This window comes from Arthrobacter echini (genome assembly GCF_004803505.1).
Lineage (GTDB): Bacteria > Actinomycetota > Actinomycetes > Actinomycetales > Micrococcaceae > Arthrobacter_D > Arthrobacter_D echini.
In genome coordinates this window covers 44,455-64,885 of record NZ_SSWH01000003.1, presented here as the reverse complement: position 1 = coordinate 64,885, position 20,431 = coordinate 44,455, and the positions used below count along the sequence as shown (strand labels likewise).

18 protein-coding genes are annotated in these 20,431 nt (G+C 68.7%); 10 read left to right on the top strand and 8 right to left on the bottom strand.

The window, feature by feature from the left end; translation table 11 throughout:
* Nucleotides 1-12: 12 nt before the first annotated feature.
* From E8P82_RS04400 to E8P82_RS04390, 3 genes are read right to left on the bottom strand one after another with little or no spacing between them, the layout of a single operon-like run.
* Complete coding sequence (locus tag E8P82_RS04400) at nucleotides 13-837, bottom strand: SURF1 family cytochrome oxidase biogenesis protein (protein ID WP_136453290.1); 825 nt, start codon at nucleotides 835-837, stop codon at nucleotides 13-15.
* The gene (locus E8P82_RS04395) at nucleotides 838-1,080 is read right to left on the bottom strand and encodes a hypothetical protein (protein WP_136453498.1); all 243 of its coding nucleotides are present in this window, start codon (nucleotides 1,078-1,080) and stop codon (nucleotides 838-840) included.
* A gap of 52 nt (nucleotides 1,081-1,132) precedes the next feature.
* Nucleotides 1,133-1,564, bottom strand: a complete 432-nt coding sequence (locus E8P82_RS04390; protein ID WP_136453289.1) for a DUF3099 domain-containing protein — start codon at nucleotides 1,562-1,564, stop codon at nucleotides 1,133-1,135.
* A 160-nt stretch (nucleotides 1,565-1,724) separates the two neighbouring features.
* On the opposite strand from E8P82_RS04390, the gene fabG reads away from it, so the two are divergent.
* Together fabG and E8P82_RS04380 are read left to right on the top strand one after the other, a co-directional pair.
* The gene (gene fabG / locus E8P82_RS04385; protein WP_136453288.1) at nucleotides 1,725-2,459 is read left to right on the top strand and encodes a 3-oxoacyl-ACP reductase FabG; all 735 of its coding nucleotides are present in this window, start codon (nucleotides 1,725-1,727) and stop codon (nucleotides 2,457-2,459) included.
* A 59-nt stretch (nucleotides 2,460-2,518) separates the two neighbouring features.
* The gene (locus E8P82_RS04380) at nucleotides 2,519-3,268 is read left to right on the top strand and encodes an SDR family oxidoreductase (RefSeq protein WP_136453287.1); all 750 of its coding nucleotides are present in this window, start codon (nucleotides 2,519-2,521) and stop codon (nucleotides 3,266-3,268) included.
* A 34-nt stretch (nucleotides 3,269-3,302) separates the two neighbouring features.
* On the opposite strand, the gene serB is transcribed toward E8P82_RS04380, so the two are convergent.
* Entirely contained in the window at nucleotides 3,303-4,208 is a 906-nt protein-coding gene (serB, locus tag E8P82_RS04375) for a phosphoserine phosphatase SerB (protein ID WP_136453286.1), read from the bottom strand.
* 137 nt (nucleotides 4,209-4,345) lie between these two features.
* Here serB and E8P82_RS04370 point away from each other — a divergent pair, with 137 nt between their 5' ends.
* From E8P82_RS04370 to lplAB, 4 genes are all read left to right on the top strand, one after another.
* Nucleotides 4,346-5,131, top strand: a complete 786-nt coding sequence (locus E8P82_RS04370; RefSeq protein WP_136453285.1) for an ABC transporter ATP-binding protein — start codon at nucleotides 4,346-4,348, stop codon at nucleotides 5,129-5,131.
* Between the two features lie 52 nt (nucleotides 5,132-5,183).
* Nucleotides 5,184-5,978, top strand: a complete 795-nt coding sequence (locus tag E8P82_RS04365; protein WP_136453497.1) for a TrmH family RNA methyltransferase — start codon at nucleotides 5,184-5,186, stop codon at nucleotides 5,976-5,978.
* Between the two features lie 133 nt (nucleotides 5,979-6,111).
* Nucleotides 6,112-6,366 carry a type B 50S ribosomal protein L31 gene (locus E8P82_RS04360; RefSeq protein ID WP_136453284.1) on the top strand — a complete coding sequence of 85 codons (255 nt, stop codon included), beginning with the start codon at nucleotides 6,112-6,114 and terminating at the stop codon, nucleotides 6,364-6,366.
* A gap of 187 nt (nucleotides 6,367-6,553) precedes the next feature.
* Nucleotides 6,554-7,630 (top strand): lipoate-protein ligase LplAB, encoded by a 1,077-nt coding sequence (gene lplAB / locus E8P82_RS04355; protein ID WP_136453283.1) that lies wholly within the window; start codon nucleotides 6,554-6,556, stop codon nucleotides 7,628-7,630.
* On the opposite strand, the gene pepN is transcribed toward lplAB, so the two are convergent.
* Together pepN and glgC are read right to left on the bottom strand one after the other, a co-directional pair.
* Entirely contained in the window at nucleotides 7,615-10,218 is a 2,604-nt protein-coding gene (gene pepN, locus E8P82_RS04350; RefSeq protein WP_136453282.1) for an aminopeptidase N, read from the bottom strand. The two genes, lplAB and pepN, sit on opposite strands and share 16 nt — an antisense overlap.
* 38 nt (nucleotides 10,219-10,256) lie before the next feature.
* Complete coding sequence (gene glgC, locus E8P82_RS04345; RefSeq protein WP_281275773.1) at nucleotides 10,257-11,546, bottom strand: glucose-1-phosphate adenylyltransferase; 1,290 nt, start codon at nucleotides 11,544-11,546, stop codon at nucleotides 10,257-10,259.
* A gap of 87 nt (nucleotides 11,547-11,633) precedes the next feature.
* On the opposite strand from glgC, the gene glgA reads away from it, so the two are divergent.
* Nucleotides 11,634-12,827, top strand: a complete 1,194-nt coding sequence (glgA, locus tag E8P82_RS04340; RefSeq protein WP_136453280.1) for a glycogen synthase — start codon at nucleotides 11,634-11,636, stop codon at nucleotides 12,825-12,827.
* A gap of 1,009 nt (nucleotides 12,828-13,836) precedes the next feature.
* Here glgA and E8P82_RS04335 read toward each other — a convergent pair.
* Nucleotides 13,837-15,966 carry an acyl-CoA dehydrogenase family protein gene (locus tag E8P82_RS04335; RefSeq protein ID WP_136453279.1) on the bottom strand — a complete coding sequence of 710 codons (2,130 nt, stop codon included), beginning with the start codon at nucleotides 15,964-15,966 and terminating at the stop codon, nucleotides 13,837-13,839.
* Nucleotides 15,963-16,712: a TetR/AcrR family transcriptional regulator gene (locus tag E8P82_RS04330; RefSeq protein WP_136453278.1), complete on the bottom strand. Its 750-nt coding sequence runs from the start codon at nucleotides 16,710-16,712 to the stop codon at nucleotides 15,963-15,965. Before E8P82_RS04330 ends, E8P82_RS04335 begins: the two co-directional genes overlap by 4 nt.
* 63 nt (nucleotides 16,713-16,775) lie before the next feature.
* Between E8P82_RS04330 and E8P82_RS04325 the strand changes: the two genes are divergently transcribed.
* From E8P82_RS04325 to E8P82_RS04315, 3 genes are read left to right on the top strand one after another with little or no spacing between them, the layout of a single operon-like run.
* Nucleotides 16,776-18,092 carry an acetyl-CoA C-acetyltransferase gene (locus E8P82_RS04325; RefSeq protein ID WP_136453277.1) on the top strand — a complete coding sequence of 439 codons (1,317 nt, stop codon included), beginning with the start codon at nucleotides 16,776-16,778 and terminating at the stop codon, nucleotides 18,090-18,092.
* Nucleotides 18,092-19,468 (top strand): 3-oxoacyl-ACP reductase, encoded by a 1,377-nt coding sequence (locus E8P82_RS04320; RefSeq protein WP_136453276.1) that lies wholly within the window; start codon nucleotides 18,092-18,094, stop codon nucleotides 19,466-19,468. The genes E8P82_RS04325 and E8P82_RS04320 overlap by 1 nt, the downstream gene beginning before the upstream one ends.
* Nucleotides 19,465-20,430 carry a MaoC family dehydratase gene (locus E8P82_RS04315; protein ID WP_136453275.1) on the top strand — a complete coding sequence of 322 codons (966 nt, stop codon included), beginning with the start codon at nucleotides 19,465-19,467 and terminating at the stop codon, nucleotides 20,428-20,430. The genes E8P82_RS04320 and E8P82_RS04315 overlap by 4 nt, the downstream gene beginning before the upstream one ends.
* Nucleotide 20,431: the final 1 nt, after the last annotated feature.

The window sequence follows — 20,431 nt, the reverse complement described above, 5'->3', positions numbered from 1 at the left end:
GCCTCGGAAGTCTCAGCGCTTCGCCTGTGCGTCGAGGATGGCGTCCTCTTCCTCCTCGGCGGAGGGCCGCCGTCGCCGGGTCGGCCCGGCAGGTGCGCTGCCGTCCTGCTCGGCGTTGCTGCGGCGCTGCTGCCGCGCGGCGTAGCCGAGGCCGATGAACGCGAGGACACCGAAGGCGAACCACTGCAGCGCGTACGACAGGTGCGGGCCCTCGTCCACGGAGGGCTTGGGCGGGGCGATGGGGGTCTGTTCCGCGGCGGGCCGTTCCAGGGCCAGGAGACCGTACGCGGCATCCTGCAGCGGGTAGTCGAGCCGCTCGGCGAGCGAGGTCAGATCTATCGAGGCGATCTGCCCTTCCGGTGCGCCACGATTCACGGCGGGTTCGCCCGGCTTGATCCGGGCCGTGACCTCCACCTCGCCCCGTGGCGGCGCAGGAATCTCATCGGGTCGTCCGGCCTCGTCGTTGCCGATGGGAAGCCAGCCGCGGTCGATGATCACGGCTGTCCCGTCCTCGAGCCGCAGCGGCGTGAGCACCTCGTACCCGGGCTGCCCGTTCAGTGGCCTGTTGCGGACGATCACCTGGTTGGCGACGTCGTAGGTTCCCATGAACGTGATCGGCCGCCATTCCTGCGCGGGATCGAAACTGTCCAGCACCTGCCCGCCGGGCTCGTACTGTTCCGGATCGGCGTCGTAGTTCGCCTCGATGCGCTCGATGTTCTCCACGACGGCCTCACGACGCTCGAACTGCCAGCGACCCAGAGCCACGCATCCCGCGGCGATCAGCAGCACGAGGGCGAGCCAGCCCAGCCAGCGCGCAGAGAACAGGAAGCGGTACACCTAGCGGGTCTCCATCGGTCGGTCGGCGGTGAGAGGACGGGTCTCCTTCCAGAGCCCACGTTCCATCAGGTACTCCTCGAACCACACCCGGTGGTCGACGCAGGAGGCCCAGGCCTTCCGGCGCTCGGGCGTGTGGATACGGGGGTTGTTCCACAGCAGCTGCCACTGTGCAGGAGCACGGCAGTTCTTCCGCGAGCAGACGGGCCGGCCGTCCTCGCGCTGCACCGGAGCGAACAGTCCCATACCAGCCGCTGCGGCGGGTCGCGGGTCGGTCGAGGGATCGGGCGGTGACGGGTCAGCCATCGGTGCGGGTCCTGCCCGTGGCGGTCGGAGGCGTGGTGTGGGAGCCGTGGGCCCCCGGTCCCTGGTCGTCGATGATCTCCCCGCTGAGGACCGTTTCCTCATCGGCTGTACCGGCGTCGCTGACCTTCGCCTCGAGTTCCCGGAGAGGGGCGCGATCGAGCAGCGCATCACTGTGGCGGATGCTGCTGGTGTCGCTCCCGCCGTTGGCGAGGATGACGGCGAAGTAGGGCAGGAAGACCGCTCCAGCGACCATGACCCACTGGAGCCAGACATAGGGGACCACGAAGACGAGGACGAAGCAGACGAGGCGGATACCCATGGAGACCGAGTACCGGATCATGCGGCTTCGCATCTCGTCGGTGTGCGACTCCCGGGCATCGGAGATGCTGTGGACGTCCGGGCTGTGCTTGGTTTGCTTGCTCATCACACTCCAGGAAGGCTCCCTCCATCATCTCACTCCGGGTCCCGTTCCCGAAGTCGAGGGATGCTTCGTTAGGATCGTCGGAACAGTTCGATACGCGTCCTCCCGCTCGGCGGGAGAATGACACGGACCGCTTCCGGCCCGCAGACAGAGGAGTTACCCCGTGGCACCTGATGCAGAGAGCAAGACGACGACCGGTCGGAGCGTGCTGGTCACCGGGGGGAACCGGGGTATCGGACTTGCTATCGCAAAGGTATTCGTAGCCAACGGCGACAGGGTTGCCATCACCTACCGCAAAGGTGAGATTCCCGCCGGAATGCTCGGGGTCAGGGCCGATGTCACGAGCGAGGAACAGATCGACGCCGCCTTCACGCGCGTCGAGGCCGAGCACGGCCCGGTGGAGGTCCTCGTGGCGAACGCCGGCATGACGCGGGACACCCTGCTCCTGCGGATGAGCGAGAGTGACTTCACCGACGTCGTCGACACCAATCTCTCCGGAGCGTTCCGCGTGATCAAGCGCGCCTCCCGCGGCATGATCCGCCTCAGACGCGGGCGGATCATCCTGATCTCCAGTGTCACCGGGCTCTACGGAGCGCCGGGCCAGATCAACTACTCCGCGTCGAAGGCGGGGCTCGTGGGGATCGCCCGCTCCATCACGCGCGAACTGGGCTCCCGCGGGATCACGGCCAACGTCGTCGCTCCCGGATTCATCGACACCGACATGACGGCCGCGCTGCCGGAGGAGACGCGCAGGAGCTATCTCGCCACCATCCCGGCCGGGCGCTTCGCGTCGCCTGACGAGGTGGCCGGCGTCGTGTCCTGGCTGGCCGGCGATGCCGCGGGCTACATCTCCGGTGCGGTCATCCCGGTCGACGGCGGCCTCGGCATGGGCCACTGACACCGGCGGTCCGCCCGCACGGCATCGACAGAGCAGTCATCCCCACCAGAAGGAGCAGCATGGACACCCTCGAGGGCACCACGGCAATCGTCACCGGATCCTCGCGCGGCATCGGCGCCGACGTCGCCGCGCAACTCGCGGCGCAGGGTGCAGCCGTCGTCGTCAACTACCGGCAGAAGGCGCCGCGCGCCACCAGGGTGGTCACGGGGATCGAGGCAGCCGGTGGCAGGGCCGTCGCCGTGGGAGCCGACCTGACCACGCCCGAGGGTCCTGCAGCGCTCGTGGACACCGCCGTGTCGACCTTCGGGGGACTGGATCTGCTCGTGCTCAACGCCTCCGGGGGCATGGAGACGGCGATGGGCGAGGACTACGCCCTGCGGCTGAACCGGGACGCGCAGGTGGCCATGCTCGCCGCGGCCGTCGACGTCATGCCGGCCGGATCGCGCGTGGTCTTCATCACGAGCCATCAGGCGCACTTCGTCGAGAAGGTCGAGACCATGGCGGCCTACGAGCCGGTCGCACGCAGCAAGCGGGCCGGCGAGGACGCACTGCGGGCCATGATCCCGGAACTGGACGCGAAGGGCATCTCGTTCGTGGTCGTCTCGGGGGACATGATCGAGGGGACGGTGACGGCGACGCTGCTGGACCGCGCCACTCCCGGGGCCATCGAGGCCCGGCGCCAGGAGGCAGGGCGGCTCTACTCCGTGGCCGAATTCGCCACCGAGATCGTCAGGATGGCCACGGCGGATGTACCCACCGGCCATACCGAGTACGTCGGCGGCGCGGAGGACTTCCTCGCCAGGAGCTGAGCCGGCGGGGACCGCCGGAGAGACGCTAGAGACGCTAGAGACCCGAGAAGTACCGGACGACGTCGAGATCGGGCAGGTCCAGGGCAGCACCGGCGGAAGCGCGGACGGCGGGCTTGGCATTGAACGCGACGCCGAGACCCGCCGCGGCCAGCATGTCGAGATCGTTAGCGCCGTCGCCCACGGCGAGTGTGGCCTCCAGCGGAACGCCGGCGCGTGCGGCTTCGCGCCGCAGCACCCGCTCCTTGGCACGCCGGTCGACGACGGCACCCGAGATGCGGCCCGTGAGATGACCGTCGACGATCTCGAGCTCGTTCGCCTCGGCGAAGTCGAGGCGGAGCCGGGCGGCGAGCGGCGCCAGCACCTGGGAGAAGCCTCCCGAGACGACTCCCACGGGCTGTCCTGCATCGTGGTAGGCGGTCACGAGCTGCTCGGCGCCGTCGCTCAGCTCGATCCGGTCCACGACGGCGTCGACCACCGAGACCGGCAGGGACTCCAGAGCGAGCACCCTCCGGTGCAGCGACCGGGCGAAGTCGAGCTCACCGCGCATCGCCGCTTCCGTCACCGCCGCGACCTCGGCCTCCCGACCCGCATGGGCCGCGAGCAGCTCGATGACCTCCTGCCTGATGAGGGTCGAGTCGACGTCGAGGATGAGCAGCTTCGGGCCCGGCCGGTGGACGGGTGCCGGAACGCATGCCGCGCCGATCCCCGTCGTCGTGGTCCACACCGACAGCTGTGCACGGAGCTCCGAAAGCTCCGCGGACGGGGTGAGATTCAGGGTCAGGACGTCGAAGGTGGGCTGCTGGGCGGATGCTTCAGCAGTGATCCGCCCGCTGTGCCTCAGCGCCCGGATGAGGGACAGGCGGTGCCCGTCGTCGATGGTTCTGGCATAGGCGACGACCCGGGCGCTGTCAGCGGTGATCTCAGCGGCGATTTCGGTCATCACGCTCCTCCTGTCCCCACCCCACGGGGTGCTCACTGCCGCTGATGCAGGCAACCGTCGTCGCCCGTCCGGAAGCGGCCACCGGGTTCGCCACGGATTTCGCCACGGAGGCGCTCCTTAGCCTAGTGTCTAGGACCATGAGCGACGTTCTGGAACTGGCGGGCGTGAGCCTCGTCAGGGGTGGCAAGACGCTGCTCGACGGCATCGACTGGCAGGTCCGCGAGGGTGAGCGCTGGGTGGTCATGGGCCCCAACGGCGCAGGGAAGACCACCCTGCTGCAGCTGGCAGGCGCGCGCCTGCATCCCACGAGCGGGGTGGTCGGGATCCTCGACGAGGTCATGGGCGCCGTCGACGTCTTCGAGCTGCGACCGCGGATCGGGCTGGCGTCGGCCGCACTTGCCGCGCAGGTGCCGGAGCAGGAGACGGTCCTGAACGTCGTCGTCACGGCTTCCTACGGCGTTACGGGCCGCTGGCGGGAGGAGTACGAGCGCCTCGACGAGCGACGCGCCCTGCGGTTGCTCGACACCTGGGGAGTCTCCCGCTTCATGAACCGGCCCTTCGGCTCGCTGAGCGAGGGCGAGCGGAAGCGCGTCCAGATAGCCCGGGCGCTCATGGCCGATCCCGAACTGCTGCTCCTCGACGAACCTTTCGCCGGACTCGATCTCGCCGGTCGGGAGGACCTCGTCCGGCGTCTGAGTGCGCTGGCCCGTGACGAGGACGCCGCCGCGATGGTCCTCGTGACCCATCACCTCGAGGAGGTCCCACCGGGCTTCACCCACGCGATGCTGCTGCGCGAGGGAGCCGTGGTGTCCGCCGGACCCATCGAGGAGGTCCTGACGGAGGAGCACCTCGGTGCGGCGTTCGACCTCGAGGTCGGTCTCACGAGGGAGAACGGGCGTTACAGGGCCGTCGCCAGACAATGAGCGGACACCACGGGATGTTGCCGCTGGCCCCAGGACGGACCCCGTGCCACTGATCGATGTCCACTCCTCCGACGATCCGCGCATCTCGGACTACCGGAAGCTCACCGACGTCCAGCTCCGCCTGCTGAAGGAACCGGCCGAGGGGCTCTACATCGCCGAGGGCCCGAAGGTGCTGCGCCGGGCGATCGACGCCGGCCACGCGCCGCGGTCCTTCCTCCTCACCAGCTCCTGGGTACCCGGTCTCGACGACGTCCTCGCCCGGTTCCCCGACGTCCCGGCCTTCGTCGCGGCGGATCCGGTGCTCGAGGCGATCACGGGTTTCCCGCTGCATCGCGGCGCTCTGGCGGCCATGCACCGTCCGCCACCACGACTCCTCTCCGACGTCCTCGCCCCCGCCCGGCGTGTCGCCGTGATCGAGGACCTGATCGACCACACCAATCTCGGTGCCATCTTCAGGTCGGCCGCAGCGCTCGGGATCGACGCCGTCCTGCTCAGTCCGCGCAGCGCCGATCCGCTGTACCGGCGTGCCGTGCGGGTGAGTATGGGCAGCGTGCTGCAGGTGCCCTGGGTACGGGTCAACACGTGGCCCGACGATCTCGAGGTGCTCGGCGCCGCGGGATTCACGCTCGCCGCGCTGGCCCTGACCCCGGACGCCACGCCGCTCGGCGTGTTCGACGCCCGCGCGCACGAGCGCCTGGCACTGCTCCTCGGCACCGAGGGTCACGGGCTGAGCGGCAGTGCACTCTCGCGGGCCGACGTGAACCTCACCATCCCGATGCACGCCGGAGTGGACTCGCTCAACGTGGCCGCTGCGGCCGCGGTAGCCTTCTGGGAATGCCGGTGGTGAGCGATGCTGCGCTGTTTGCCGACTGCTTTCGCGAGGAGCACGGAGCCTGCGCTAGTATGGACAGTTGGCCCCGTTGCCACCCTTTCAACCATTCGTGCCTGGCAAAATCCAGGCACCCAGAGAAGGTAGTCCCGTGAAGTCTGACATCCACCCCAAGTACCAGTCGATCGTGTTCCGCGATCTGGCCTCCGACAAGGCATTCCTGACGAAGTCGACCGCCGGATCGTCCAAGACCATCGAGTGGGAGGACGGCAACACGTACCCCCTGATCGAGGTCGAGATCTCCTCGGAGTCCCACCCGTTCTACACGGGCAAGCAGCGCATCATGGACTCCGCAGGTCGCGTGGAGCGCTTCAATGCCCGCTTCAAGGGTTTCGGCAAGAAGTAGTTCGGCTCGAACCGGCACGCCGGGTCGTGTCGATGGTCCGCGAGGAGGAGCCACGCCCGTCAGGCGTGGCTCCTCCTCGTTTAAGATCCTGGTTCAGCGCAGCAGCGGCAGTCCCGGTGGCGTCCGTCGCAGCATCCACAACACTCAGGTCGCTTCTGGCAGCGGCCCCGCGAGAAGGAGACCAGTCATGGCTCGAATACCCGACACCGAGCGTCTGCACGGCGAATTCAAGACTCCCGGCGGCAAGCTGACCGCCGTCGATCTCTCGGTCGAGGACGGTCGCCTCGCCGGTGTCTCGGTCAACGGCGACTTCTTCCTCGAGCCGGACGAGGCCCTGCTCGAGATCAACGCGGCACTGGAGGGACTGCCCGCGGACACCGCGCCGGGAGACCTCGCCTCGGCCATCACCGCCCGGCTGGACCCGGGCGTCGTCCTCTTCGGCTTCTCGGCGCAGGCCATCGCCACAGCCGTCCGCCGTGCCCTGGGCAAGGCCTCCGGCTTCGCGGACCACCAGTGGGAGATCATCCCTCCGACACCACTGCCGACCGCGATGCACGTCGCCATGGACGAGGTCCTCACACACGACGTGGGAGTCGGCCGCAGGAACCCGACCTTGCGCTTCTGGGAGTGGGAGTCGCCGTCCGTGGTGATCGGCAGCTTCCAGTCGATGCGCAACGAGATCGACCCGGAGGGAGCGCAGCGGCACGGTGTCACCGTGGTACGACGGATCAGCGGCGGCGGGGCGATGTTCATGGAGCACGGGAACGCCATCACGTACTCGCTCTACATCCCGCAGACCCTCGTGGACGGTCTCAGCTTCGCCGACTCCTACCCGTTCCTGGACGCCTGGGTCATGGAGGCGCTCGGCACGCTCGGTATCGAGGCCTGGTACCAGCCGCTCAACGACATAGCGACCGGAATCGGCAAGATCGGCGGGGCAGCGCAGAAGCGACTGGCCGACGGCGGCATGCTGCACCACGTCACCATGAGCTACGACATCGACGCCGACAAGATGCTCGAGGTGCTGCGGATCGGCCGGGAGAAGCTCTCCGACAAGGGCACCGGTAGCGCGAAGAAGCGCGTGGACCCACTGCGGCGGCAGACCGGGATCTCGCGGGAGGAGATCATCGACGTCATGACGGAGACGTTCCGTCGCCGCTACAACGCAGTGGATGCCACGCTGTCGGCCGAGGAGCTACGCCGCGCCGAGGAGCTGGTGGAGCGGAAGTTCGGCACCGACGAGTGGCTCTACCGCGTTCCGTGAGCCTGCGCCCTGAGCCTGCGCAGCAGATGATCGCGTTCCTCGACGACGATGCGGCGCAGGGCTGCGGGAGCGTCCGCGTTCCTCGACAGCCACTCGTCCGTCCGCACGACGACGGGGTGGTCCTCCGGGGAGGAGGAAAGATCCTGCCGGCCCGGATAGAGACCGCGCACGATCCTGCTCGCCATCTCGATGCCGCGGGTCGCCCAGATGCTGCGGAGCATCCCGAAGTAGGGCTCCTCGTAGGGGATCAGTAGCTCGCGCAAGCCGAGCATGAAGCCCTCGATCGCCGCACTGAGCAGATCGTTCGAGAGCCGGTCACCATGTACGGCTTCCTCCCAGGTCGCCTTCTTGATCGCGGCGTCCGGTATCGCAGCGGAGGCGAGGGTGAACTCCACCCGCCCGGACGCGGTCGTGTCCGCTGCGCGCTCGGCCTCCAGCTCGCCCGGGAGGATGCGCCCCTGGGCGGCGAGCCCCTGGAGGAGCAACCAGCGCAGTTCCGCATCCAGGCGCAGCCCCGGGATCGGCTCGTCGCCGTCGAGAACCGCCCGGACCGCGTCGGCCGACGCGGTGGCGCTGCGTGAGGTGAGGGCCAGCGCCCGCGCCCAGACGAGCTGCAGGCCCGAACCCGCCTCCGACGCCCGCAGGCCGTCCCACAGGCAGGCATGGAGCTGGTCATGCAATCCCGCACGCGACGGTTCGGGCGCGAAGCCGTCGATGGCGGCACGCGCATTGGCGAGCAGGACCTGCAGTACGCCCACGTCCGTCTCCGCGGGCGCGGCGAGCACCACCGCCGCGAGGTAGGAGGGGACGGCCAGGCGCGCGTCCCGTGTCGCGGACCAGAGTGCTCCCAGGCACGTGGCCCTGGCGAGCGGGTCCCGCAGTCGGTGCACGGAGGTCAGGAGGGTGGACAGCGAGCGTTCGTCGAACCAGACCCTGGCATAGGTGAGATCGTCGTCGTTGATGAGGAGGAGATCCGGCTGGGTGCGTCCTGCAAGCTGGGGGACCGGCGTCGTTCCGCCCTCGACCACCACCGCCTCCGCCGAGGTGCGGACGAGCCACCCGTCGTCGTCGAAGCTGTAGAGCCCGATCCTGATGCGGTGCGGACGCGGTTGCTGTTCACCGGTCACCGGGTCCGTGGCGTCCTGCACGATGGTGACGCTCGTGAAGGTTCCCGCGTCGACGGTGACCTCCGCCCGGAGGGAAGGGACGCCGGAGGTCTGCAGCCAGGCCCGCGACCAGGCAGCGAGGTCCTGACCGGTGGCGTCGGTGAGCACCTCGAGGAGATCCGCGAGCGTGGTGTTGCCGTAGGCGTGCCGGGCGAAGTACTGCCGCGCTGCGAAGAAGAAGGCGTCCCTGCCCACGAATGCCACGAGCTGCTTCAGGACCGAGGCGCCCTTGGCATAGGTGATGCCGTCGAAGTTCTGTTTCGCGGCCTCCAGGTTCGGGATGTCGGCGACGATGGGGTGCGTCGTCGGGAGCTGGTCCTGGACGTACGCCCAGGCCTTCCGGCGATTCGCGAAGCTGACCCACGCGGTGCTCCAGCGCGTCGCCTCCGCCACCGCCAGGGTGCCCATGTAGTCCGCGAAGGATTCCTTCAGCCACAGGTCGTCCCACCAGGACATGGTCACCAGGTCGCCGAACCACATGTGGGCCATCTCGTGCATGATGGTGGTCGCACGAGCTTCCCGCTGCGCCTGGGTTGCCACGGACTCGAAGACGTAGTCCTCCGTGAAGGTCACCAGACCGGGGTTCTCCATCGCACCGAGATTGTATTCGGGCACGAACGCCTGCTCGTACTTGCCGAAGGGGTAGGGGTAGCCGAAGACGTCATGGAAGAAATCGAGGCCCCGTTTCGTCGTGTCGAAGATCTCCGGCGCATCGAGGGAGGCTGCGAGGGAGCTCCGGCAGTACACCGTCAGCGGGATCTCGAGACCTTCCCCTGCGGTGCCGGACCGGCCGGTCCACGCATCGCTCTCGAGGTGGTAGGGCCCGGCGAGCACCGTGGTGATGTAGGTGGAGATCCGCGGGGTGGGGGCGAAGCGCCAGCGTGAGAGCGGCGCTCCTTCCACCTCCGCGATGTCCTCGGCGGCGCTGTTGGCGGCGACCGTCCACTCCGAGGGCGCGATGACGCTGAAGGTGAACGACGCCTTCAGATCCGGCTGCTCGAAGTTCGCGAAGACACGTCGGGCGTCCGCCGGCTCGTACTGCGTGTACAGGTACGTCTTCTCGTCCACCGGATCCACGAAGCGGTGCAGGCCCTCGCCGCTGGTACTGTAGCGGGCCCGCCCGCGTACCGTCACCGTGTTGTGCGCTGCCAGGCCGCTGAGCCGGATGCGGGCGCCGTCACGGGCGTCGGACGGGTCCACCGACACACCGTTGAGTTCGATACCGACGACCTCGCCGATGAAATCGAGAAAGGTGTCGGCCCCGGGCTCGCGGCACCCGAAGACGATCGTCGTGGTACTTCGGTAGGTGTCCTCATCCGGGTCGCGGGCTCCCGACAGATCGAGTTCGACGCTGTAGCTCTCGGTCTCCAGCAGTGCCGATCGTACGGAGGCCTCGTCCCGGCCCAGGTTCTCGTTCTCCATCCACGTATCAAATCATGGAGCGTCCTGCCCGCGGGACATCAGCCCGGCTCGACGACCTGCCCCTTGCGGATGATCGTCAGTCCCGAGTCCGTCACGACGAGACCGCGGCTCCGGTCCAGCTCGGCATCGACGCCGATCCTGACGCCGGCCGGGATCCTGACGTTCTTGTCGATGATCGCCCGCCGCACCACCGCCCCCGCGCCGACCTGGACCTTGTCGAGCAGCACGGATCCGGAGACTTCGGCGGCCTCGGCGACGAAGACGTCGGTGGCGAGGACGGAGGACCGCACGGCTCCTCCGGAGACGACGACGCCCGCCGACACGATCGAGTCGTGGGCCTCACCCGGGCGACCGGAGGAACTGCGCACGAACTTGGCCGGCGGGGAGATGCTCTGGCGCGTGTAGATGGGCCACTTCAGGTTGTACAGGTTGAACAGGGGCAGCGGGGAGATGAGGTCCATGTTCGCGTCGTAGTACGAGTCCATGGTCCCTACGTCGCGCCAGTACTGGCGGTCACGGTCCGTGGATCCGGGGATCTCGTTCAGTGTGAAGTCGTACACGGCGGCGTCGTTGCGATCCACGAAGTACGGGATGATGTCCCCGCCCATGTCGTGCTTGGTGTCGAGGCGCGCGGCGTCCTCCTCGAGTGCCTTCAGGAGTGCCTCGGTGGTGAAGACGTAGTTGCCCATGGATGCGAGGAAGCTGTCCGGGTCATCGGGCAGACCGGGTGTGCTGGACGGTTTCTCGACGAATGCCCTGATGCGTCCGGGATCGTCCGGCTCCACCTCGATGACCCCGAACTGGTCGACCAGGTGCATCGGTTGGCGGACGGCCGCAACGCTCACGGAGGCTCCGCTCTTCACATGCGCGTCGACCATCTGCTCGAAGTCCATGCGGTAGACGTGGTCGGCGCCGATCACCACCACGATGTCCGGCTGGGCGTCGTGGATCAGATTCAGCGACTGGTAGATCGCGTTGGCGCTGCCGAGGAACCAGCTCTTGCCCCTGCGCTGCTGGGCGGGTACCGACGCCACGTAGTTCTGCAGCAGCGTCGACATGCGCCAGGTCTCCGAGACGTGCCGGTCGAGGCTGTGAGACTTGTACTGCGTGAGGACCACGATCTGCAGGTAGCGGGAATTGACGAGATTCGACAGGGCGAAGTCGATGAGCCGGTAGCTGCCCGCGAAGGGAACGGCCGGTTTGGCCCTGTCCGCGGTGAGCGGCATCAGCCTCTTGCCCTCCCCGCCTGCCAGTACGACGGCGAGTACTTTCTTCGGTGCCACGTCGGCCTCCCGCTCTTCCTCGAGTGTTCTGCCCCGTCGATCGATACCCGATCGGACGCAGGTGCACGTCCCGGAACCCCTCCGGTCTGCTCACACTAGAGGACTTCGACCGGACTGCACTACGTTGTGAGAGTGCGAGTAGACATTGTGACCAAGGAATTCCCGCCCGAGATCTACGGTGGGGCAGGAGTGCACGTCGCCGAGCTCAGTCGTGTCCTCGCGGGCCAGGTGAACCTGCGGGTCCACGCCTTCGGAGCAGCCCGTCCGGAGGACTACCACGGAGCCTCGGTGCTGTCCTACGGGGTTCCGGAGGCTCTCGCCGGCGCCAATGCCGCGGTGCAGACCCTCGGGACGGATCTGCAGATGCTCGACGGCATCGCCGGCGCCGATCTGGTGCACTCGCACACCTGGTACGCCAACATGGCCGGTCATCTCGCGGCCCTGCTGCACGGCATTCCGCACGTGCTCAGCGCCCACAGCCTCGAGCCGCTGCGCCCCTGGAAGGCGGAGCAGCTCGGTGGCGGGTACGCGCTCTCCTCGTGGGTGGAGAAGACCTCCTACGACGCGGCAGCCGCCGTGATCGCGGTCTCCGCGGGGATGCGTGCCGACATCCTGCGCAGCTACCCCGACGTCGACCCGGGCAAGGTGCACGTGGTCCACAACGGGATCGACGTCTCCCAGTGGTCGCGGGACGAGGACGACGACGTCCTGCGCGCCCACGGGATCGACCCCGACCGGCCGAGCGTGGTCTTCGTGGGCCGGAACACCCGGCAGAAGGGCGTGCCCTACCTGCTGCGGGCGGCCGCCCACCTCTCCACCGACGTGCAGCTGGTCCTGTGCCTGGGCGCCGCCGACACGCCCGAGCTCGCAGCCGAGACGGAGCAGCTGATCAGTGACCTGCGCCGGAGGCGGGGCTCGGTGGTCCTCATCGAGCGGATGCTGCCCCGGCGCGAGGTCGTGCAGATCCTCAGCCATGCGACGGTCTTCGCCTGCCCCTCCATCTACGAACCCCTGGGGATCGTCAACCTCGAGGCGATGGCCTGCGGGGCCGCCGTCGTCGCCTCTGCCACCGGCGGTATCCCGGAGGTCGTCGACGATGGCGTCACGGGCACGCTGGTACCGCTCGAGCAGGTCCAGGACGGCACGGGAACACCACTGGACCCGGAGCGCTTCGTGGCCGACTTCGCCGCGGCCCTCACCGCTCTGGTCGAGGACCCGGCGCGGGCGTCCGCCATGGGCGCTGCCGGCCGCAGGCGCGCTGAGCAGCACTTCGACTGGGGCACCATCGCCGACGCCACGCTCGAGGTCTACCGCGGCGTGCTCTAGATCTGGGGACCCGTTCGGGCGATGTGGACGGGCGAATGGAGTGTCATCCGGGGCGTGCCGCAGCTCCGATCCCACTCGTGGCTGCTGAAATCCGGGATCGAAGCGTCCTCTAGGGACTGCCTGCATCGTCGATCCCACTCCTCGGGAGTCAGCTGTGGGTAGCACCGACCCTTCCCACGCGACAGCCCTGAGCAGTGGGATCGATAGGCAGCACGCCGAAGGGCGGATGGAGCGTCCGTGAGATCCCACTCGCCGTGCCTAAAGTCTGGGATCGAAGCGTCCTCTAGGGACTGCCTGCATCGTCGATCCCACTCCTCGGGAGTCAGCTGTGGGCAGCAGCGGTCCTTCCCACGGGAGAGCCCTGAGCAGTGGGATTGATGGGCAGCACGCCGCAGGGCGGATCGAGTCCCCGCTCGATCCCACTCGTGGCGCCTGGAGTTCGGGATTGAAGCGTCCCTCGGAACCGCCTGTTCCATCGCTCCCACTTCTGGCGCCTAGAGTCCGGGAGCGACCGACGACTCGGCGTCAGCGGCATCGTCGTTCCCACTCCTCGGGAGTCAGCTGTGGGCAGCAGCGGTCCTTCCCACGGGAGAGCCCTGAGCAGTGGGATTGATGGGCAGCACGCCGCAGGGCGGATCGAGTCCCCGCCCGCTCCCGCTCGTGATGCCTGAACCCTAGGAGCGACGCGTCCTCCGGGACCGGCTGCACTGTCGATCCCACTCATGACGGATGACCTGCGGGCAGCAGGAGCATGGCCGTCGGATGACTCCTCCCGATCCCACCCTTGGTGCATGACCGGTGGGATCGGGGGAGTCATCCGGGCCAGGCTGGACCGCGGATCCCACTGCTGGGGTGCGGCATCTGGGAACTACCGGTCGTTCCCACCGGAGGGCACGGAAGGATGGGATCGACGGCCCACCCCCGCTGTGACGGCCCACCCCCGCTGTGACGGCCCACCCCGCCGTGACGGCTCGCCTCCGAGCGATCGGCCCCGTGCGAGCGCCTCGCCCTACTTGGCGGCAGACGACGCCTGGGTCTTCCCGGTCTTCCTCGCCTTCTTGTCCTGGGCCGAGCGGGCGAGCAGGGTCTTCTCGTCGATCGGCGCGTCACCGCTGGCACGACGACGCCGGACGTAGGCGGCCGCTTCCTCCTGGCGCTCCTGCTCCGCTCCGCCGGCCACGGCCGACCGCAGATGCTCCGGACCATAGCCGAAGGCCTCCACGAGATCGAGTGCATGCGGACGGATCTTCGTCAGCAGCCGGTTGATGTACCCGTCCAAGGTGCGGGCGCGCTGCGAGGAGAGCCGGCCGTTCATCAGGAACCAGGCCAGGTCCTTCTCGATCAGGCACAGCCCGAACAGATCACGCAGGCGCGTCATGACCTCCTTCGTCCCCGGATCCTGGATCTGCTGCAGTGCGCGGGAGAACGCCTCCCACTGGAGCAGCTCGGCGTGTGCATGGGCCACTTCGATCAGCTCGTTCTGGTGCTCGTTGAACAGAGCTGCCGACTTCTCCTGTGACATGCCCTTCGCCCCGCGCAGGACGGCGGCCAGCTCCGCCACGCGCGACTGCACGCGATCCGAGAGGAGCTCACGCTGGGTATCCTCGTCGCGCAGTGCCTTGGCGGACTTCCGTTCCGACCCCGAATCGACCACGGTCTGGGCGACCCTGCGCAGACCGGAGCGGTGCAGCGTCTTCTCCGCGGCCTGCGACACGGCGTAGCGTGCCAGCACCCCGAAGTCGACGCCCTTGAACTCCTTCGCGTAGTCCGTCAGCAGACGCTTGGCGACCAGCTGGAGGAGGATGGTGTTGTCCCCCTCGAAGGTCACGTACACGTCCAGGTCCGCACGCAGCGACGCGAAACGGTTCTCGATCAGGAAGCCCTGGCCTCCGGTGGCCTCCCGGCTCTCCTGCAGGGTGTCCAGTGCCAGCCAGGTGCTCAGGGGCTTCAGGGCGGCGGCGAGGGTCTCGAGATCCTGGCGGTCCTCGTCGGTGTCGTGCCTGCCCGAGAAGACGTCGTCGAACTTCTCCAGCAGTTCCTCGTGGGCGAACGACGCCGCGTAGGTCGCAGCCAGTCGCGGCAGCAGGCGCCGCTGGTGGCGCTGGTAGTCCATCAGCACTTCCTCGGTGAGATTCGAGGAACCGTTGAACTGACGTCGCTGGGTGGAGTAGGTGATCGCTGCGGTGAGGGCCAGCTTGCTCGCGGCGACGGCAGCGCCGTCGAGCGAGACGCGGCCCTGCACGAGAGTGCCGAGCATCGTGAAGAAGCGCCTGCCCGGGGACGCGATCGGCGAGGTGTAGGTGCCGTCGGCGGCAACATCCCCGTAGCGGTTGAGCAGATTCGTGCGTGGTACCCGGACGCCGTCGAAGTGCAGTCGCCCGTTGTCGATGCCGTTCAGTCCGCCCTTGATGCCGTCGTCCTCCCCGCCGACGCCCGGCTTGAAGGACCCGTCCGCCTCGCGGAGCTCCACGTACAGCCCGTGCACACCGTGGTTGACCCCGTTGGTGATGAGCTGGGCGAAGACGACGGCGGCCCGCCCGTCGATCGCGCCGTTGCCGATGTAGTCCTTCCAGGCAGCCCGGAAGGGGGTGTCGATGACGAACTCGTCCGTCGCGGGATCGAACGTGGCTGTGGTGGCGATGCTCGCCACGTCACTGCCGTGGCCGGTCTCGGTCATGGCGAAACAGCCGGGGATCTCCAGGGACAGGATGCCCGGGAGCCAGGCCTCGTGGTGCTTGTCGGTACCCAGATGCAGCACCGCGGAGCCGAAGAGACCCCACTGCACACCGGCCTTGATCTGCACCGAGGGGTCACCGATGACGAGCTCCTCGAAGCCGGCCACGTTCCCGCCGTGGTTGTCGTCGCCACCGAAGGCCGCAGGGAACGCGCGGTGAACGGCCTTGTTCTCCACGAGGTAGTGCAGCTGGTCGGAACAGCGCAGGCGGTGGTCGTGGTGGGTGAGTCCCTCGATCTTGTGCAGCTCGGGCCGTCCCGCCAGTTCGCGGGCCGTGCGGCGGATGTCGGCCCATCTGCCCAGGAGCAGTTCGCCGAGTTCCGCCGTGTCGACGGTGGCCTGATCGTTGTCCGTGATGTCGACTGTCGCCGGAATCTGCTGAGGCGTGGAGATGGTCTGCGTCATGGCATGTCCTTTTCTTGTCGGCGCGTGGTGGAAGGAAGTGCGGGGGGCTCGCCAGGGCCGATGCCGTCGAAGAGCCATCCGGTGATCTGGCGGGCGAGTTGCTCCTCCGTCGGCCTGCCCGGTCCGGGCGGTGTGGCGAGCCACTGCTCGCCGGCGGAGCGCACCATGCCGATCGCCGCAGTGGGCCAGTACTCCGGGGCGGCGTCGTCGGGACCGGCGGAGCGCTCCGGGGAGAGCAGGAAGGCGCGGACGGGGCGCGAGATCATCGCCGTCACCGCGGCGAGGAAGTGGGCGAGCGTGTCGTGGGCACCGTCGTCGGACGCGCTCGACTCGGCGATGCCCACGCGGGTCACGAAGGCGTAGACGTTCGGTGAGGTCTGCGCCATCTGCAGGTACGCCAGCACCATCGAGTGGAACCCCTCCCGCGGGCCGGAGGCGGCCTTCGCGGCATCGAGCACCTTCTGCTGCATCTGCCCGAGGACCACCTCGGCGACAGCCCGCTGCAGACCGGTCTTGTCGCCGAAGTAGCGGTAGTACACGGACTTGGAGGTATCGGCCGTGGCCGCGATGTCCTCCATCGAAGCACCCGGACCGAGGGCGTCGATGGCGCGCCTGGCCGTCTTGATGAGCTCACGACGTCGTTCCGTGCGGTGCTCGGTCCACCGGCTGGAACGCCCGTCGGGCACGGGCACGGAAGGATCACCCGGTACTACGGAGGCATTCTTGCGCGAGGGGGCCAACTTCATGATACCTAGCGTATCAGCTACGATAGGTATCGATAACTTCCATCGCTCTCCAGGAGTTCTTCCATGACAGATCAGGTGCAGGCCCACAACGCTCCCAGCACACCCCGTACGGCAGTGGTCATCGGCGGGAACCGTATTCCCTTCGCCCGGACCGGCGGCGCCTACGCATATGCGTCGAACCAGGACATGCTCATCGCCGCGCTGGACGGGCTCATCGCCCGGTTCGGGCTGCAGGGCGAGCGCATGGGGGAGGTCGCCGCAGGCGCCGTGCTCAAGCACACCCGCGACTTCAACCTCACCCGTGAAGCGGTCCTCGGTTCCGCGCTCTCTCCCGAGACGCCCGCCTACGATCTCCAGCAGGCCTGCGCAACCGGTCTCGAGACGGTCGTGGGACTGTCCAACAAGATCAAGCTGGGGCAGATCGACTCCGGCATCGCCGGTGGGGTGGACTCCGCCTCCGACGCCCCGATCGCGGTCAGCGAGGGCCTGCGCCGGGTGCTCCTCGACCTGGGCCGGGCGAAGACGACGCAGCAGAAGATCCGCATCCTCGCCACGCTGCGGCCCAGGGATCTCTCGCCGAGCGTGCCGGGGACGGGAGAGCCCCGCACCGGGCTGTCGATGGGAGAGCACCAGGCGATCACGACGGCGGCCTGGAAGATCACACGAGAGGAGCAGGATCAGCTGGCCTACCAGAGCCACCACAACCTGGCGGCCGCGTACGAGCGCGGCTTCTTCGAGGACCTCGTGACCGGCTACCGCGGTCTCGTGAAGGATGCGAATCTCCGCCCGGACACGTCGGTGGAGAAGCTCGCGACCCTCAAGCCGGTCTTCGGGAAGGATCTGGAGACCCCTGCCACCATGACCGCCGGCAATTCGACGCCGTTGACCGACGGCGCCGCCGTGGTCCTGCTCGGCAGCGAGGAGTACGCCGCGGCACACAATCTGCCCATGCTGGCCAACATCGTGGACGCCGAAGCTGCTGCGGTCGACTTCGTCAGCGGGGAAGAAGGTCTGCTGATGGCGCCCGTCCATGCGATGCCGCGCCTGCTGGCACGCAACGGGTTCACCTTCGACGACTTCGACTTCTTCGAGATCCACGAGGCCTTCGCCGGAACGGTCCTGGCATCGCTGGCCGCATGGGAGGACGAGGACTACTGCAAACGCGTCCTCGGACTGGACGGCGCGCTCGGGAGCATCGACCGCTCGAAGCTCAACGTCAACGGGTCCTCCCTGGCAGCCGGACACCCCTTCGCAGCGACCGGCGGGCGCATCGTCGCCTCGCTGGCCAAGACCCTCTCCGAGAAGGGCGGACGCGGACTGATCTCGGTCTGTGCGGCCGGCGGCCAGGGCGTCGTGGCGATTCTCGAGGCGAGGAACTGATGACGGACCGGTACATCGACCTCGTCAACACACCGCTGCCGGGGAAGCTCGCCAAGGCGCTCGGTCTGCCGCGTCCGTCCGTCCTGCGGCGCTTCACACCGGGCGAGCCCGTCGCGACGCAGCCGATCCTCGTGACCGGATCCGGCGCCGGGGCCGACGCGCTCGCCGAGGTGATCCTGGGCTGGGACGTCGAGGTCCGGCGCCACGTGCTGCCCGGGGAGAAGCTCAGCGCCGCCGTCGTCGTCCTCGACGCCGCCGAGTCGCCGGCAGATCTGTCCGCTCCGCTCCTGGAACTGGGCCAGGCCGTGAAACTGCTGGTCCCGGGCGGACGCGTGGTCGGGATCTCGCGGTCCGCCGAGGACACGACCGATCCGGCACGAGCCGCCGCCCGTCAGGGTATCGACGGCGCACTACGCTCGGTGGCCCACGAGCTGCGGGGAGGTGCCACGGCCAACGGCATCATCCTGCGGGGGGAGGCCACGACGACCGATCCTTCCACGATCGGCACGCTCCGCTTCTTCCTCTCCGGCAAGAGCGCCTATGTGGACGGCCAGTTCATCGAGGTGCTGGCGCTGCCCGAGGAGAGTGTCTCCGAGCTCGCGGCGTCGACCGCCGCCGAGGGCGAGGGCATCCCGGATCGGCCACTCGCGGGCAGGACGGCCGTGGTGACCGGAGCTGCGCGCGGGATCGGCGCCAGGATCGCGGAGATCCTCGCGCGCGACGGCGCCCACGTGATCGCCGTCGACGTGCCCGCCGCCGGCGAGCAGCTGGCGCAGGTCGCCAATCGGGTGGGTGGCACTGCGCTGCAGCTCGATATCACCGCTCCGGACGCCGGCACCCGCATCCTCGAGCACGTGGGGGAGCGGCACGGCACGCTGGACATCGTGGTGCACAACGCCGGCATCACACGCGACAAGCTGCTCGCCAACATGGACGCAGCCCGGTGGGACTCCGTGATCGCGGTGAACATCTCCTCGCAGCTGCGCATGAACGAGCAGTTCCTGGGCTCGCCGGTCTTCTCCTCGTCCGGGCGCATCATCTCTCTCGCCTCGACCAGCGGCATTGCCGGCAACCGGGGCCAGAGCAACTACGCCGCCTCCAAGGCCGGTGTCATGGGCATGGTCCGGGCGCAGGCAGAGGCGTTCGACGGCGGCGCACGCACCATCAACGCTGTGGCCCCCGGGTTCATCGAGACCGACATGACGGCGAAGATCCCGGCCGTGCGGCGGCAGGTGGCCAGGCGCCTGAGCAGTCTGCAGCAGGGAGGCCTGCCGGTGGACGTCGCGGAGACGATCGCGTTCCTGGCCTCCGACGCCGCAGCCGGCGTCAACGGTCAGGTGGTCCGCGTCTGCGGCCAGAATCTGGTGGGAGCATGAGCGGGGGCGGGTCGGCCGGAACGCCGACGCAGGAGCTGGAGAGGGTACCGGGCCTGCCCGGACTGTACCGGAAGGCGCTCACGCTGGCCGTACGCCGCAGGATCGGCCGCGCCGGTACGCCGTCGCAGCTGCCAGACGCCCGGCACGCCGTCCGCGGTGTCACGGCCGATCCCACCGAGTTGACCCGGTTCCAGCAGTTGCTCCACTCCACTGCGCGGGACCTGCTGCCCTCGGCCTACCTGCACACGCTCGCCTTCCCGGTGGCGATGAGCGTCCTCGCGCGCTCCGACTTCCCGCTGCCCCTGCTGGGCATGGTGCATCTGAGCAACGAGGTGCACCAGGCCCGACAGGTCCGCTCATCGGAGCGGCTCGACGTCGTGGCCTGGGCGGAGGATCTTCGGCCGCACGCCGCCGGGACGCAGGTGGACCTCGTGACGGAGATCAGCGCGGCCGGAGAGCGCGTCTGGACGGGGCGCTCGGTGTATCTGGCGCGCGGGGTGCGGCTCGGCGCAGGGGCTGAAGCCGAACAGCGCCAGTCCTCCGACCGTCCCGCGTTCTCGCCTCCCACGCCCACGGGGATCTGGCGGCTCGACGCCGGGATCGGGCGCCGCTACGCCGCGGTGTCGGGGGACTGGAACCCCATCCACCTCAGCGCTCCGACGGCGAAGGCGCTCGGCATGAAGGGCGCCATCGCCCACGGGATGTATCTCGCGGCGCGGATGGTGGACCAGGCCGTGCCGGCGCCGTCGGGCGCCCTCGACTGGCGCATCGACTTCCTCTCGCCGGTCCTGCTGCCCGGACGGGTCACGACGTCGTTCACGCGGACGCGCGACGACGGCGACGGCAGCTCCGGCGCCGGCAGGACCGACGTCGTCGGCTGGTCGGCGAAACGGCGCCGGCCCCACTTCACGGGCTGGGTGCGCTCGGGCCAGGACGCGGGCGGTTCGGCGCAGAACGGCTGAT